The sequence below is a fragment of the Algibacter sp. L1A34 genome (assembly GCF_009796805.1).
GTDB lineage: Bacteria > Bacteroidota > Bacteroidia > Flavobacteriales > Flavobacteriaceae > Algibacter.
In genome coordinates this window covers 3,645,128-3,661,644 of record NZ_CP047029.1, presented here as the reverse complement: position 1 = coordinate 3,661,644, position 16,517 = coordinate 3,645,128, and the positions used below count along the sequence as shown (strand labels likewise).

The window sequence follows — 16,517 nt, the reverse complement described above, 5'->3', positions numbered from 1 at the left end:
TCTTATTTTACTTTTGATATTTGAGCCATTAATTCGGCTTCTGCAACAAGTTTACCGTTTGAATAGGCATAACCTTGCATGTGGCAAATACCACGGCGTATTGGTGTAATTAGTGAGCATTTAAAAATTAATGTATCACCTGGCACCACTTTTTGTTTAAATTTTACTTTATCCATTTTCATGAAAAAGGTTAAATAATTTTCTGGATCTGGAACGGTGTTTAAAACTAAAACACCACCGGTTTGTGCCATGGCTTCTACAATTAAAACACCTGGCATTACTGGTGCTCCAGGAAAATGACCTTTAAAGAACTCTTCGTTCATGGTTACATTTTTCTGAGCGATTACATGATTATCAGAAAGTTCGAAAACTTTATCAATAAGTAAAAAAGGTTGACGGTGAGGCAACATGTCCATAATTTGATTCACATCCATTAAAGGTGTTTGATGCAAATCAATTTTTGGTACATTGTTTCTACGTTCTATTTTTATAAGTTTAGATAATTTTTTAGCAAACTGCGTATTAATATAATGCCCAGGCTTGTTAGCAATCACTTTTCCGCGAATGCGTGTACCAACTAAAGCTAAATCGCCTAAAACATCTAAAAGTTTATGGCGCGCAGCTTCATTTGGGTGATGTAGCGTTAAATTATCTAAAATACCATTGGGTTTAACGGCAATGTTATCTTTATTAAAAGCAACTCTTAATTTTTCCATTGTTTCTGGAGATAAAGCTTTATCAACATAAACAATAGCATTATTTAAATCACCACCTTTAATTAAACCATGTTCTAAAAGCATTTCAATTTCATGAAGAAAACTAAATGTTCTAGCGTTAGAAATATCTTCTTTAAAATCTGAAATTTGATTTAATGTTGCATTTTGAGTTCCTAAAATTTTAGTCCCAAAATCCACCATAGTGGTTATTTGATATTCTTTAGCAGGCATTACTAAAATTTCGCTACCAGACTCTTCATCTACATAAGAAATGATTTCAGTAACCTCATACTCTTCTCTAAAAGCATCCAATTCTACTATTTCAGCTTTTTCGATAGCTTCAACAAAAAACTTAGACGATCCATCCATAATTGGAGGCTCGGCAGCGTTTAATTCTATAATAGCATTATCAACATCTAAACCTACAAAAGCGGCTAAAACATGTTCTGAAGTTTGGATGGTTACTCCATTCTTCTCTAAACATGTACCACGCTGTGTGCTTGTTACATAATTGGCATCTGCTTCTATAATAGGTGCCCCTTCTAAATCTACGCGTTTAAAACGTAAACCAGAATTTGCTGGCGCAGGCTTAAATGTTAAAGTTACATTTTTACCTGTGTGCAAACCAACTCCTGTTAGAGTAACTTCTTTAAGAATGGTTTTTTGTCTAATCTCAGTGTTAACTATTCCCATTTATTTTTTCTAAATCATTTATATTTTTAACAATCTTAGGCAGATTTTTAAAATGAACATACGACTTATTATAATCGCTAATTGCCAAAGCTGGTGAACCTTGGAGTATTTCATTATCTTTTACATGTCTAGCAATACCAGACTGTGCTTGTATTTTCACATTGTTTCCAATGGTAATATGCCCTGCAATACCAACTTGACCACCAATTTGGCAATGTTCACCAATATGTGTTGAGCCAGCAATACCAGTTTGCGCTGCAATTACTGTATTTTTTCCAATTTCTACATTATGCGCAATTTGGATTTGATTATCCAATTTAACACCTTCACGCACAATTGTTGAACCTAAAGTTGCTCTATCTATAGTAGTGCAAGCACCAACATCTACATAATCTTCAAGAATTACATTTCCTATTTGTGGCACTTTAGTATAACCTCCATCTTCATTTGGCGCAAATCCAAATCCGTCGGCACCAATGATGGCACCCGAATTAATAACGCAACTTTTTCCAACAATGGTTTCAGAATAAAGTTTAGCTCCAGAAAAGATAATGGTATTATCTCCCAATACAGCATTATCACCAATATAACTGTTCGGAAATATTTTTACGTTATCGCCAAGTACAACATTATCACCAATATAACTGAAAGCGCCAATATAAACATTTTCGCCGTATTTAGCTGATTCTGATATGAATGACGGTTGCTCTACGCCTACTTTATTAAGTTTTACCGAATTATAGTATTCAAGTATTTTCGAGAATGCCATATAAGCATCATCTACCTTAATTAAAGTGGTTTTTAACTCGTTTTCCGGTTTAAACGTTTTATTTACAATTGTAATAGACGCTTCGGTTTTATATATAAATGAGGTGTATTTGGGATTGGCTAAAAAGGTTAACGAACCTTCAAACCCTTCTTCTATTTTGGATAGCTTGAATACTTCAGTTTCAGGGTTACCTATAACTTCTCCTTCTAAAATACCAGCTATTTGTTGTGCAGTAAACTTCACACTAAAAATTTATTGTTTTTTGTTTGATTTTGGCAAAAATAGGAAAAATGTGCTAAACTTTAACCTTAGGGTAACATATATAATATTTGGTGACAGGTTTCGACAGTGCTTTTAAATTAAGTTGATCGGATGCTTTTACTATATCTTCAATTTTACCAGACTTGTGTAATATATTAATTCCCTGATGTTTTAATTGATATGCTTGGTTAGAAATGCTTCCGGTAAACACAAAATATTCGGCTTCTTCCCTGCTTATTTTATGAGCAGAAATAAAGATTTTTATCTGTTTTTCTAAGTTTTGCTTTCCAATAGGCTTATTCTTCAGTTTAATTTTTAATAGATTACGATTAATAATCATTTCGCATATGTTACTTAAAACAAAATCGTCATGATATTGCCAAGCTTTCATGGCCGAAATTACATCGTAATCATCCAATTGAGAAAATAGATCTAATATTTCATCATTAAAATCATCAATTGAAACTATATTATTTAAAAAATACTGAAGCGGTTTACTAGCTTCTAGCTTCACCCCTTTTAAAGCTAATTCCTTTGCTCGCTTCAAAACACGTATTAAAAGTTGCTCGGCCACGATGCCTGTTTTATGCAAATACACCTGCCAATACATTAAACGGCGCGCAATTATAAATTTCTCTACGCTATAAATCCCTTTTTCTTCAACTACTAATTTATCATCAACAGCATTTAGCATGGTAATTAAGCGCTCACTATTTATATTACCTTCTGCTACACCTGTGTAAAAACTATCACGCTTTAAATAATCGGCCCGATCCATATCAAATTGACCAGAAATAAGCTGGCACATAAATTCACGGTGATAATTACCCTTAAATATTTCAATGGCAAGCGTTAAACTTCCGTTAAATTCTTCGTTTAAACGCTCCATAAAAAGGAGTGAAATTTGCTCGTGCGATATATTATTTACAATGCTATGCTCCATAGCATGAGAGAATGGACCATGCCCAATATCATGTAATAAAATAGCAACATATAAGGCTGTTTCTTCTTCTTCAGAAATGCTAACTCCTTTAAAACGTAATACATTGACAGCTTGTTGCATTAAATGTACACAACCTATGGCATGATGAAATCGAGTGTGATGTGCTCCCGGATATACCATATAGGATAAACCCATTTGTGTAATTCTACGTAAGCGTTGAAAGTATTTATGTTGAATTAAATCGAATATCAGCGAATTTGGAATAGTAATAAATCCGTAAATTGGGTCGTTTAATATCTTTAGTTTGTTCAAACTTTAAGTTTTTACAATTATTATTTACAAATATAGCTATATGAAATGAGCATAACTAACAATTTAGTCATCGTGATTTTCATAAATAAGCAATTATTTTAGACTTTATAAATCATTACAAAAAACATACAAATGAATAAAATAAAAATACTTTGGGTAGACGATGAAATTGATTTATTGAAACCACATATTTTATTTCTTGAGAAGAAAAATTACCAAGTTACCAAATGTAATAGTGGCTCTGAAGCTATTGATATTTTAGATGAAGAAAATTTTGATATTGTTTTTTTAGACGAAAACATGCCCGGACTTACTGGTTTGGAGACTTTACATGAAATTAAAGAGAAAACAGACAACCTGCCGGTGGTAATGATTACTAAAAGTGAGGAGGAATATATAATGGAAGAAGCTATTGGTAATAAAATAGCCGATTACCTTATAAAGCCTGTAAACCCAAACCAAATCCTTTTAAGTTTAAAAAAGAATTTGGATCATTCGCGTCTAGTTTCCGAGAAAACGACATCCAATTATCAGCAAGAATTCAGAAAAATAGCTATGGATTTATCTATGGTTAATAGTTTTGAGGAATGGGTTAGCCTATATCAAAAACTAATTTATTGGGAAATTCAACTAGAAGATATTGAAGATGTTGGCATGTTCGAAATTTTAGAATCTCAAAAAACGGAAGCTAATTCGCAGTTCGCAAAGTTTATAGATAAAAATTATGCCGATTGGTTTGAGCCAAATACCGATGCGCCAATTATGTCGCATACCCTTTTTAAAGAAAAAATTGCACCTGAGATTAGCAAAGAACAACCAACACTATTAGTTGTTATTGATAATTTACGTTACGACCAATGGAAAGTGTTTGAACCAATAATAAATAATTACTATAAAAAAGAAACCGAAGAGGCCTTTTTCAGCATACTTCCTACAGCTACACAATATGCTCGTAACGCCATTTTTTCTGGTTTAATGCCAAGTGCTATGGAAAAACTTTTTCCACAATACTGGAAAAATGATACTGAAGAAGGTGGTAAAAATCTATTTGAAGCTGAATTTTTAGAAGCACAATTAAAACGTTTAGGTCTAAGTAATTTAGAACACGAATACTACAAAATCACGAACTTAAAAGCTGGAAAGAAATTAGTTGACAATTTTAAAAGCTTAAAAAAGAACGATTTAACGGTTGTTGTTTACAACTTTGTTGATATGCTTTCTCACTCTAAAACAGAAATGGAAGTTGTAAAAGAATTAGCTTCTAATGACAAAGCTTACCGCTCTTTAACACATAGTTGGTTTAAAAACTCACCGCTATTAGAGATGATTCAGCAAGCGCAACATCTTGGATTTAAACTTATTTTAACTACCGATCACGGTACTATTAATGTAAAAAATCCATCGAAAGTAATTGGAGATAGAGATACAAGTTTAAATCTTCGTTATAAAACAGGTAGAAGTTTAACCTATGAAAGCAAAGATGTTTTTGTAGCTAAAGACCCTAAAGAAATTCACTTGCCATCTATTAACATGAGTAGTTCTTTCATTTTTGCAAAAAACGATATGTTCTTTGCTTATCCAAACAATTACAATCACTATGTCAGTTATTTTAGAAACACATATCAACATGGTGGAGTATCTTTAGAAGAAATGATAATTCCTTTTGTTGTATTTAATCCAAAAAAATAAATTAATAAAAGCACTAATTAAGCTAATGACTTTTTTAGTGTTTTTATTTTTCAAGTTGGGATTAACTTTATAGACTAATTTATTATATGAAGATGGTGAATCATTTTTTTACTTATACAATAACGAATAAATAAAGTCTCATTTTCATTACAACTCATTGTTTTACTAGCACTTAACTAGTTTCATTATTAAATAATGCATTAAAAACATCCGTTTTTTTAGAAAATAAGCAACAATTGATAATCCATTAAAATTGAAACTCCGAGTAAAAACAAGCGATTAACAACTTATCGAAATCAAAAAAATATTGTTTTACGGGAAACCCACATCAGAATTTTCAAAAAACAATGTTTTTAACATAATTTTAACATTTAAGCACATCTTACAACTCTCTCTTTCTTTAGATTTGGAATATAATTAATTATTAAATCCCTATAGAATGAAAACAAAAAATTATTTAATCGCAATCGCGATTTTCGGAGGAATGTTGTTTACAGCTTATGCAGCTAACACAATTAATCAAGATGAGCAACAAACTGCAAAAATTCAAAGAAGTGCAATTAGAGTACCAACGCACGGATAGTAAAGTTTGACTATAGATTGTTTAATTGCCTATTTTTGTAATTAAACAATCTATTTTGTTATTAAAAAGTGTTCCAGATGTTTTTCATCTCGAACACTTTTTTTATTTGTTTATCAAATAAATATTTTTTAGAATAATACCATTGAGTATTTACTTCTTTCTATAAATATTTAGTTTAAACATAGTTCAAGCAATTATTTTATTAAACTAAGCAAAACGCTTGCAGGAAACCATTAGCAATTAAAAACTAGCTTAAATTCATAATGTGAAACCGTAGAACTTTATCCTGTAAGGCAATGCTTTTTTATTGTTAAATACTCGAAAAAATCAATCTATAATATATTAAAATCGGTAGTTCCAACTTTTTTTGTGAAAATTAATTATTTTTCATAAAAAAAGGGGTGAAATTATGTTGTAAGACATTTCAGAAACTCTTATCTGCAAGGTCGAGTCTCGTTGATAAAAATGATAATTACTTTTGTGCTATTTAATTTGAAATAATGTGCCAACAGCGACAAACACTAATTACTTTGATACATTTCTTGGTGTTTTTAAATTAAATTCCTTAATATTGTTATGTTAAATTTTTCAAATTGAATATAACTTATACAATAGACGAGGTTGAACAAGTTGCAAACAAACTTATTTTGCAAGCAACATCAAGAACCCTATTATTTTACGGCGATATGGGTGTTGGTAAAACAACACTAATAAAAGCCATAGTGAAAGGTTTAGGTAGTAAAGACGATGTGAGCAGTCCTACTTTTTCTATTGTAAATGAATATGAATTGAAAGATGAAAAAATTTTTCATTTCGATTTATATAGAATTAACGATCTAGAAGAAGCTTATAATTTTGGAATAGAAGATTATTTAGATTCTGATAATTGGATAATAATTGAATGGCCTGATGTTATAGAACCAATTTTATCGGGTAATGAATGTATTATAAAGTTATCTATTCAGTCAGAAAACATGAGGCAATTAATAGCAGATTAAAATTATCAACCCTAACAAAACTAGCTATTACAAGCTATAACAACTAAAAAGTTCCAAAAAAATATTGTTTTACGGGAAACCCACATCGGAATATTTAAAAAACAATGTTTTTAACATAATTTTAACATTTTAACGGGTTTTGAAACTTACTCTTTCTTTAGTTTTGAAATATAATTTTAAAACCCCTATAGAATGAAAGCAAAAAATTACTTAATCGCAATCGCGATTTTCGGAGGAATGTTGTTTACAGCTTATGCAGCTAACACAATTAATCAAGATGAGCAACAAACTGCAAAAATTCAAAGAAGTGCAATCAGAGTTCCAACGCACGGATAGAAAGAGTTTGATAATAGGAACTGTTGTAGCCACATTAATAGCTGCAACTCCTTATTTGTTTTACCTATATGAAAGTGTCCCAGATACACCAACTTGGGATACTTTTTTGTTTAGATATGACAGTAAATATTACGGAAGTATACTTACTGTAGCTTGGACCTTAATGGGAAAAGCAATGCCCCTTTTTTTACTGTTTATTTGGTTTTTTACCTGCCGTCATTGGTGGTATCATACATTATTGGTACCCATCTCAATGTACATATATCAAATTTTCACAACAATAAATGATGATTTAATGTATGTGGATTCAAATCAACTCGTTTATTTGATTCCTATTATGGTTATAATTATACCATCTATCTATTTAATAAGAGCACAAATATTTAATAAGGTTAACAATGCAAACAAATCCCTACAAGATTTAGAAGATGAATTTAAAGTCTCTCCAAAAACCTTTTGGGATAAAATAAAAGAATATTTCTAGTAGTAACTAACCAATCTATTAATTATATCTCTCTTATATGATCATTTCAATCGATTTTAAAATTATGCGTTAAACTAATTTTAATGAATTATTTTAGAGTACGAAGATGAATATAGCGTAAACATGAGAGTGTTTACTTAAAAATGTAATCAAATATTATCTTTAGCATAAGATATACTACTAATTAAAAAAGAAATCCGCAACTCCATTTTAAGAGTTGCGGATTTATTCTTTTAAACACTTCCAATGGTCAAAACTTTCATTTTATGCTTGATTTTGTATCAAGCAAAAGAAGCCTATAAAAACTAAGAAATTAGAGTTAAAAATAATTGATTTAAAACCATTTAAAAATTAGAATTAACATTTATAGCTTAAAAACGCTCTCTAGAATTCTTGTTTTTAATAACACTAAAGTATTTTATTACTATAACCTATCTCGCTCTATAGATTCTATATCTTTCTTATTTGTTTTTAACCTGAAATTACCAAACTTATAATTAAAACCAAGCGTAAACATTCTGTTTTCCATTCTGGAATTTAATAAAATATCTTGATTTAAATACTTAGTTGTTTGCGTAAAGTTTTGAGTGTTAAAAATATCGGTAATACCCATAGTTAAAGACGCTCTACTATTCCAAAATGTTTTACGAACACTAATATCTAGTCCAGTTCTATTACTAATCTCACTAGGCCCATCTACTAATGGTGAAATATAAATTAGAGACACATCAGCAGTTAATGTTTTATCCTTTAAAAAAGAAAAATAATTTACCATTTGTAAATACACGGACCATTTATCGGTAGTATACAATTGGTTATTACTTTCTAAGGCAGCAAATCTGTTTTCATAATAAAATAAAGAAGAATACACATAAAGATCCCAGTTAGAAACTACAGACGTAAACGTTGTAAAATCTAATCCATATGATATACTTCTATCTATATTGGTATCAACATTTTTTAACAATTTAGAATCATTGTCTTGAAATGTAATTTGTATTGAAGGATCATTCTCGTTTCTATAATAAAGCTCGAAAGTATATTTTGAATTAAAAGTATAACCTAAAATAAAATTATCGTCAATTTGCGGTTTCAAATTAGGATCTCCGGTATTGTATGAGTTATCACTTAAAAAGAACTTAAAGGGGTTTAATTGGCTATATCTTGGTCTATAGATGCGTTTGTTGTAGGTGAAATAAATTTCGTTGTTTTCATTTAAAACATTCAAAATATGAAATGTTGGAAAAAACTTGATGTAATCCGAGTTATTAATTTGATTAGTCGATAATGAATTCCCTTCAATATTTGTGTATTCTGTTCTTAGTCCTGCTTTTAAACTCCAATGTTCCCAATCTTTACTATAGCTACCATATAGTGCCAGGTTAGTTTCATCATATAAAAAGGTATCAGAATTTTCTAAATCCTCTTCTCTACTTCCGTTATCAATAAAAAATCGATTTATAACACTCTCAGAATTAATAAATGAAGCCTTCCCTCCTGCTTCTAAAAAAGCTGTTTCACTAATAGGTAACTCATAATCTACCTGCCCTGTATAAAGCTTAATATCTTGGCTAGAAAGTGATTCGAATTCGTTATTTCTAATTAAAGATTGATCAGGAAATAAATATTCTGTATTAACATCTTGATCGCTATCGAAGCTAAAATTAGTATGATGTGCACTAAATGATAATTGCTCGCCCTCTTGATTTAATTTATGAACATAATCTAATGTAAACGCAGCATTGGTTGTTTTATCTACAGCAGCGTTAATGGTATTAAACGTAGAATCTAGCACGCCTGTTGCTCCATATACTTCAGTTAAAGAATTAATATCTGTTTCAGTTCCCGATTTAGGTAGAAACATTAAGTTTGCAGAAAAACTCAAGGTGTTTTTATCGTCAATAGTATAATCTATATTACTATTTATATTTTGATTTGCTGATTTTCGAGTTCTATTATAGTCCGTTTCCCAACTAGAAGTCGTTTCTTCATTATCTATAAAGTTAATAAACTCGTCGGTGTTTCTAAAATCTTTTCGCGGACTTACATTATAGTTAATGTAAGCGTCTATTTTTTCTCCTTTAAAAAAATGACTTGTTCCAACAGAATATTTTGGAAATTCAAATCCTTGTTTAAAATTACCAAAAACGCTACCGTTATATCCGGAAACTAGATTTTTACTTGTCACAAAATTAAGTACAGCTCCTCCTTCTGCCTCGTATTTAGCTGGTGGCGAAGTAATTACTTCAATAGCTTTAATGTTATTGGCAGGCATACTCTCTAAAAGCTGTATAACCTCTGTAGTAGATAAATGCACTTTTCTATCGTTAATATAAATGGTAGGGCTAGCGTGCTTTACAGAAATACCATCATTATTTACCATAACTCCAGGCGTATGTTTCAAAACATCTAGCATGTTATTATTAGATAATGTGGAATTTTCAACATTAAAAACTAAGCGATCCACCATACGTTTTACTGTTGGTTTTTTAACAACAATAAGCACACCATCTAGTTCTTGTTGTTCATCTTCTAAAATAATATCATCAAGAGAAACACTTTTATCAAGCTGAACTTCAACAGCTTGAGTTTTGTATCCTAAAAAACTAACATTCAGGGTATATTTATTGGTTTTTAAATTACCAATTTCAAAATCACCAGTTTCATTAGAAATGGTACCTTTATAACCTGAAGTATTTGTCCCATCAGAAACAACTATGTTAGCAAAAGCAACTGGTTTATTTTCCGTATCAACAACTTTACCTTTTATTTCCAGACCTTGAGAAAGCCCTACGATTGAAAATAAATAAATAAATAAAACAACAATTTTTCGCATCATACATGTAAACTTAATGCAAACTTAAAATAAAAAAACGAATACATTTTGCGGCATGCCCTTACCTAAATTAGTCAAAATTCTTACATCTCTACGAAGGTTTATATTTCTTCGTTTTAATTCTATATTTTGATGAATTGAATTACAAAATTTATTTGTAATTTGTTTTTTTTTATAAAAATATGAACAAACCACTTTCACCTTTTACAAAACAGCAACTTTTACCTCAAGAAGAGACGCTTGAAATATTTAAGAAAAAAGGAGAATTATTTATTGGTATCCCGAAAGAAACGGCATACAAAGAAAAACGAGTTTGCTTAACGCCAGATGCTGTTTATGCATTGGTGTGCAATGGCCATCGCGTTTTATTAGAATCTGGTGCTGGCGAAGGCGCAAACTTTAGTGATAAAGATTACAGTGAAGCTGGTGCTGAAATTACCAAAGATGCCGAAAAAGTTTTTGCTTGTCCCATGATTTTAAAAGTGGAGCCGCCAAGTTTGGAACAAATAAAGCTAATAAACCCACATACTATTATAATTTCTGCGTTGCAATTAAAAACACAGCATAAAAAATATTTTGAAACATTAGCCACTAAGCGCATTACGGCATTAGCATTTGAGTTTATTAGAGATTCCGATAACGCATATCCTGCTGTAAAATCTTTAAGTGAAATTGCAGGAACAGCTTCTGTACTTATTGCAGCGGAATTATTATCAGATGCCAACACTGGTAACGGACTTATGTTTGGTAACATTAGTGGTGTTCCGCCTTTAGAAGTGGTTATTTTAGGTGCTGGAACTGTGGGCGAATTTGCTAGTAGAAGTGCTATTGGTTTAGGTGCAAACGTAAAAGTATTCGATAATTCTTTAACAAAATTACGACGTATTCAAACGCATTTAGGGCGCCCTATATATACATCAACTATTCAACCAAAAAACTTAGCAAAAGCTTTAAAACGCTGTGATGTTGTTATTGGTGCCGTTCGAGGTGCAAATAGAGCCCCAATTGTTGTATCAGAATCTATGGTGCAACACATGAAAAAAGGAGCCATTATTATTGATGTAAGTATTGATATGGGTGGCTGTTTCGAAACTAGTGAAGTTACATCGCATAAGCACCCTACCTTTGTAAAACATAATGTAGTACACTATTGCGTGCCCAATATTCCCGCACGATATTCTAGAACAGCATCTGTTTCTATTAGTAATATTTTTACACCGTATTTACTAAAAATCGGAGAAGATGGAGGTTTAGAAAATTCGTTACGTTTTGATCGTGGTTTAAAAAATGGGTTGTATTTTTACCACGGGATTTTAACAAGTAAATCTGTGGGAGAATGGTTTGGATTAGAATATAGTGATATTAATTTACTTATATTTTAACAATCTTACTGTAAATTATTATCAAATTATTTTAAATGAAACTTATTCAGCGTATTGGCTATTACCTCGGCGGATTTTCTATCGGGCTAATAATTTTAGCATTCTTTTTAAACGGAAAAAAAGCATCTTGTAGTTATGGTCCAGATGCTAGAGTTTTAAAAAACATTAATTCTAAGAAAATAATTTATAATGATGTAATCTTTGAATATATTTCGCATAACATCATTGATTCTACAGAAATAAGACGAATTTTAAAAAAAGGCGATATTAATTTTTCGGATAGCGATCCTAGACATAAACCTTGTGGCATCTATTTGGTAGAAGGTGAATTCGATGAAAAAGACATTGTTATAACCGTTGAAAACTGCGAAGACACAGCCACAGTTACTGATTTAAAAATAGAGAAACCTTAATGATAAAGCGGGCTTTTGATGTTCTTTTTTCTTTAATGGGTTTAATATTTCTATTACCATTTCTTTTTGTTCTTGCTATTATTATAAAAATTGATTCTAAAGGCCCTATTTTATTTGTTCAAGGTCGTGTTGGGAAAAATAATAATGATTTTAATATTTTCAAGTTTAGAACCATGAAAATACAATCTCAAAAAAAAGGATTACTTACTTTAGGAAACCATGATTCTCGCGTAACAAAAGTCGGTTATTTTCTAAGACGTTATAAAATTGATGAATTTCCGCAGTTAATTAACATTTTAAAAGGCGACATGAGTTTTGTTGGTCCAAGACCAGAATTGCGCTATTATGTGAATTTTTATTCTGAAGATGATATGCAGATTTTTCAAGTTCGTCCAGGCATTACAGGTCTAGCATCTTTAAAATACAGAAATGAAGTTGAATTATTAGAAGCCGCTGAAAATCCTGAAGAATTATTTATAAAAACTATAATTCCAGATAAATTGAAATTTAACAAGGAATACATAAAAAATCAAAATTTATTTTTCGATTTAAAGCTTATTGGTTTAACCATTATAAAAGTTATTGCTAAGTAATTCTCTTAATTAGCTCAGCCTCTTTTTACATCTATTTTTGCTCTTAAATATTATTATTGCTAATTTGCAATAAAGCAGATAAAATTTAATGAATACAGCAACCGCAAATCAAATTGATCAGTTATTACAACATTCTGGTTTATTTCCGCAAGATAAGCAATCTTTTAAAAATTATTTAAATTTCGATTTTTCAAAAGAAACCATTTTAATTACCGGTGCGGCCGGTTCCATTGGTAGTTCGCTTTCAAAACAACTTAGTGCCTGTATATTTAAAAAATTAATTTTAATAGATATTGCTGAATCTCCATTATATGATTTAATAAACGCTCCTGAATTTGAAAACATAAATAATGTTGAGTTTTCAATAATTAATATCACTCAAGAAGACTCATTACAGCATCTTTTTGAAATTTTTAAACCAACAATTATTTTCCATACAGCAGCTTATAAACATGTGCCTTTAATGGAAACAAACCCTTATGAATCTATTAAAACAAATATTTTTGGAACTAAATTGTTAGCAGATTTAGCACTTATTTATAAGGTTAAAAAATTCATTTTTATTTCTACCGATAAAGCTGTAAACCCAATAGGAGTTATGGGACTTTCTAAACGAATTTCTGAAGATTATTTATCATTTTTGTCTAAATCGAGTTCAACCCTATTTTTAATCACACGCTTCGGAAACGTTTTTGGTTCCAACGGATCGGCGGTAGCATTATTTAAGCACCGTATTGAAAATGAAAAGACAGTAATAATAACAAATAAAGATATTTCACGCTATTTTATTGATATGCAGAAAGCTTGTAATCTTATATTAAAAATAGCTTCAGATTATAATGAGCAAAGTGAACTTTTTACTTTCAACATGGGAAATTCTATAAAAATAACTGATTTAGTAGAGCGTCTCATTTTATTTTGTAATGAAACACAGGTGGATATAAAATTCTCAAAATTAAGACCTGGAGAAAAACTTCATGAAGAATTAGTTTCAGAAAACGAAATTTTAATTCCAACAATACATAATGATATTTTATTAGTGAAGAAAAAAAATAATTTCAACTTCCCTATATCATATTTAGAAAGCCTATCAAAAATAACAGCCTTTACATCTCATAAAGACATAAAGGCTATTTTAAAAAGTTATTTATAAATCACAAGCTTTTTCTGCGCTTTTTCTCTTTAGATAATAGAGCTAGTTCACGTCCTGTTTGTCCGGCTACAGAAGTGTTTTCCTCGGCACGACGAATTAAATAAGGCATCACATCTTTCACAGGTCCAAATGGCATGTATTTAGCCACGTTATAACCTTCATTTGCTAAATTAAAACTAATATGATCACTCATGCCATATAATTGACCGAACCAAACACGAGTATCATTATTAGCGATACCTTTCTTTTCCATAAGATCCATCAATAAATACGAGCTATCTTCATTATGTGTACCTGCAAAAACAGACATATTATCTAAGTTTTCTAACATGTAATTAAGTGCCGTATTGAAGTTTTGATCTGTAGCTGCTTTACTCACACATATTGGGGACAGATAGCCTTTGTCTTCCGCTCTATCATTTTCTTTTTCCATATAAGCACCGCGTACCAATTTAAATCCTAGGTAATAATTTTCTGCTTTGGCTTTTGCGTGTTCTTCTTCTAAAAACAACATACGATCATGACGGTACATTTGCAGTGTATTGAAAACAATAGGCTTTTCAGTATTGTACTTCACCATTAATTGCCTTACCAATTCATCGGCGGCATCTTGAATCCAACTCTCTTCTGCATCAATCAAAACAGCTACATCATAAGCTTTTGCTTTAGCGCATACACTATCAAAACGTGCTATAACCCTATCCCACTCTTCTTGTTCTTTCTCTGTTAAAGTATCTCCTTTTGATAATTTTTCATATAAATAAAAACGTCCGAATGCGGATGGTTTAAATACAGCAATAGGAATTGCATCTAGATGTTTCGCAAACTCAATAATTTTTAACAACTTATCCTTCGCGCCATCAAATTCCACTTCACTTTCTTTTCCTTCAACAGAATAATCTAAAACAGAGCTAACTCCTTTTTGGTACATATTATTAATAACAACTAGGCAGTCGTCTTCACTAACGCCACCACAAAAATGATCAAACACTGTAGAACGAATTAATCCTTCAATAGGCAAGTGTGCCTTTAAAGCAAAATTGGTCGCTACAGTTCCAATGCGCACTAAAGGTTCTATAGATATCATCTTAAATAAGAAGTAAGCTCTTTCTAATTCGGAGTCACTTTTCAAGGAAAAAGCGATTTCAGTATTGTTAAATATCAAATTCGTATTCATTTGTTATTTTTTTATAAATATAATTATTGCTAAGTTATCATTTTATATAAAATCTCCTTAATTTCACATTCTTAAAAAGTTAAAATATTTTATGGATTCTATTAGCACAAAAAACTGTACAATACATTTTAATAACACTTGTTATTCTTCACTAAATACACATCTTAAAGATAATAATTTTTCTAAAATTTTCATACTAGTAGATGAGAATACACATCAACATTGTTTACCGCTTTTCTTAGAAAAAATGGAAACAACTGCTGTAATTGAAATTATGGAAATAGAATCTGGCGAGATAAATAAAACTATTGATACTTGTGTTGGTGTTTGGAATACATTATCTGAACTGGATGCGGACCGTAAAAGTTTACTAATAAACATTGGTGGCGGCGTGATTACAGATTTAGGTGGGTTTGTTGCATGCACATTTAAACGAGGTATTGCTTACATTAATGTACCAACAACTTTACTTTCTATGGTAGATGCTTCTGTTGGAGGGAAAACCGGTGTAGATTTAGGGCATTTAAAAAATCAAGTAGGTGTTATTAGTAATCCTAATTTGGTTTTGATAGATACTAATTATCTGAATACCTTAGAAGTAAACCAAATGCGTTCTGGACTTGCCGAAATGTTAAAACATGGTTTAATTACTGGGGATAGTTATTGGAGTAATTTTGAAGATTTATCTAAACTATCACTAGATGATTTAGATGGATTAATTTACGAATCGGTAATTATTAAAAAGAATGTTGTTGAAGAAGATCCTTTTGAGAATGGCTTGAGAAAAACATTAAACTTTGGTCATACACTTGGTCATGCCATAGAATCTTATTTTTTAAGCAATCTAAATAAAACAACGCTACTCCATGGAGAGGCTGTAATTGTTGGAATGATATTAGCTTGCTACATATCTACAGAACTTACAAATTTCCCTAAAGAGAAAACTATAAAAATTAAAGAACTATTCTTAAGTTATTACGGTAAAATAACTATTGAACAAAGCGAACTTCCTGCTATAATTGAATTACTAAAATATGACAAGAAAAACCATCATGGTAATATTAATTTTGTTTTACTTGAAGATATTGGTATTACTAAAATTGATTGCTTAGTCGATGATGGTGTTATATTGGATGCTTTTGAATTTTATGCGAGTTAAGTTATTCTAAATACTCAATT

15 protein-coding genes are annotated in these 16,517 nt (G+C 30.6%); 10 read left to right on the top strand and 5 right to left on the bottom strand.

The features are described from left to right. Positions 1 to 2 precede the first annotated feature (2 nt). From GQR97_RS15490 to GQR97_RS15480, 3 genes are read right to left on the bottom strand one after another with little or no spacing between them, the layout of a single operon-like run. A complete protein-coding gene (locus tag GQR97_RS15490; protein WP_158850022.1) occupies positions 3 to 1,409 on the bottom strand; it encodes a bifunctional UDP-3-O-[3-hydroxymyristoyl] N-acetylglucosamine deacetylase/3-hydroxyacyl-ACP dehydratase in 1,407 nt (468 codons plus the stop codon). After that, positions 1,396 to 2,421 carry a UDP-3-O-(3-hydroxymyristoyl)glucosamine N-acyltransferase gene (gene lpxD / locus GQR97_RS15485; protein WP_158850020.1) on the bottom strand — a complete coding sequence of 342 codons (1,026 nt, stop codon included), beginning with the start codon at positions 2,419 to 2,421 and terminating at the stop codon, positions 1,396 to 1,398. Before lpxD ends, GQR97_RS15490 begins: the two co-directional genes overlap by 14 nt. A 52-nt stretch (positions 2,422 to 2,473) precedes the next feature. Beyond that, positions 2,474 to 3,694: an HD domain-containing protein gene (locus tag GQR97_RS15480; RefSeq protein WP_158850018.1), complete on the bottom strand. Its 1,221-nt coding sequence runs from the start codon at positions 3,692 to 3,694 to the stop codon at positions 2,474 to 2,476. Positions 3,695 to 3,826: 132 nt separating this feature from the next. Between GQR97_RS15480 and GQR97_RS15475 the strand changes: the two genes are divergently transcribed. The 5 genes from GQR97_RS15475 to GQR97_RS15465 all read left to right on the top strand — a co-directional run bounded on the left by GQR97_RS15475 (position 3,827) and on the right by GQR97_RS15465 (position 7,784). Beyond that, positions 3,827 to 5,383, top strand: a complete 1,557-nt coding sequence (locus GQR97_RS15475; RefSeq protein ID WP_158850016.1) for a PglZ domain-containing protein — start codon at positions 3,827 to 3,829, stop codon at positions 5,381 to 5,383. A 439-nt stretch (positions 5,384 to 5,822) separates the two neighbouring features. Next, the gene (locus GQR97_RS19710; protein WP_199269866.1) at positions 5,823 to 5,966 is read left to right on the top strand and encodes a hypothetical protein; all 144 of its coding nucleotides are present in this window, start codon (positions 5,823 to 5,825) and stop codon (positions 5,964 to 5,966) included. A 593-nt stretch (positions 5,967 to 6,559) separates the two neighbouring features. Then, positions 6,560 to 6,964 carry a tRNA (adenosine(37)-N6)-threonylcarbamoyltransferase complex ATPase subunit type 1 TsaE gene (gene tsaE / locus GQR97_RS15470; protein WP_158850014.1) on the top strand — a complete coding sequence of 135 codons (405 nt, stop codon included), beginning with the start codon at positions 6,560 to 6,562 and terminating at the stop codon, positions 6,962 to 6,964. A 192-nt stretch (positions 6,965 to 7,156) separates the two neighbouring features. Continuing rightward, on the top strand, positions 7,157 to 7,300 hold the full coding sequence (locus GQR97_RS19705; RefSeq protein ID WP_199269865.1) for a hypothetical protein: 144 nt from the start codon (positions 7,157 to 7,159) through the stop codon (positions 7,298 to 7,300). Then, the gene (locus GQR97_RS15465) at positions 7,272 to 7,784 is read left to right on the top strand and encodes a hypothetical protein (RefSeq protein ID WP_233267553.1); all 513 of its coding nucleotides are present in this window, start codon (positions 7,272 to 7,274) and stop codon (positions 7,782 to 7,784) included. The genes GQR97_RS19705 and GQR97_RS15465 overlap by 29 nt, the downstream gene beginning before the upstream one ends. A 424-nt stretch (positions 7,785 to 8,208) precedes the next feature. Here the strand turns inward: GQR97_RS15465 and GQR97_RS15460 are convergent, their stop codons facing one another. Beyond that, a complete protein-coding gene (locus GQR97_RS15460) occupies positions 8,209 to 10,623 on the bottom strand; it encodes an outer membrane beta-barrel protein (protein WP_158850005.1) in 2,415 nt (804 codons plus the stop codon). A 179-nt stretch (positions 10,624 to 10,802) separates the two neighbouring features. On the opposite strand from GQR97_RS15460, the gene GQR97_RS15455 reads away from it, so the two are divergent. The 4 genes from GQR97_RS15455 to GQR97_RS15440 all read left to right on the top strand — a co-directional run bounded on the left by GQR97_RS15455 (position 10,803) and on the right by GQR97_RS15440 (position 14,161). Beyond that, positions 10,803 to 12,002 (top strand): alanine dehydrogenase, encoded by a 1,200-nt coding sequence (locus GQR97_RS15455; RefSeq protein ID WP_158850004.1) that lies wholly within the window; start codon positions 10,803 to 10,805, stop codon positions 12,000 to 12,002. A 35-nt stretch (positions 12,003 to 12,037) separates the two neighbouring features. After that, positions 12,038 to 12,415 (top strand): DUF4258 domain-containing protein, encoded by a 378-nt coding sequence (locus GQR97_RS15450; protein WP_158850002.1) that lies wholly within the window; start codon positions 12,038 to 12,040, stop codon positions 12,413 to 12,415. Beyond that, complete coding sequence (locus tag GQR97_RS15445) at positions 12,415 to 13,008, top strand: sugar transferase (protein WP_158850000.1); 594 nt, start codon at positions 12,415 to 12,417, stop codon at positions 13,006 to 13,008. The genes GQR97_RS15450 and GQR97_RS15445 overlap by 1 nt, the downstream gene beginning before the upstream one ends. A gap of 88 nt (positions 13,009 to 13,096) precedes the next feature. Next, entirely contained in the window at positions 13,097 to 14,161 is a 1,065-nt protein-coding gene (locus GQR97_RS15440) for a polysaccharide biosynthesis protein (protein WP_158849998.1), read from the top strand. Between the two features lies 1 nt (position 14,162). Here GQR97_RS15440 and GQR97_RS15435 read toward each other — a convergent pair whose 3' ends face one another. Beyond that, a complete protein-coding gene (locus GQR97_RS15435) occupies positions 14,163 to 15,338 on the bottom strand; it encodes a proline dehydrogenase family protein (protein WP_158849996.1) in 1,176 nt (391 codons plus the stop codon). 91 nt (positions 15,339 to 15,429) lie between these two features. Here GQR97_RS15435 and aroB point away from each other — a divergent pair, with 91 nt between their 5' ends. After that, entirely contained in the window at positions 15,430 to 16,497 is a 1,068-nt protein-coding gene (gene aroB, locus GQR97_RS15430) for a 3-dehydroquinate synthase (RefSeq protein WP_158849994.1), read from the top strand. Positions 16,498 to 16,517: the final 20 nt, after the last annotated feature.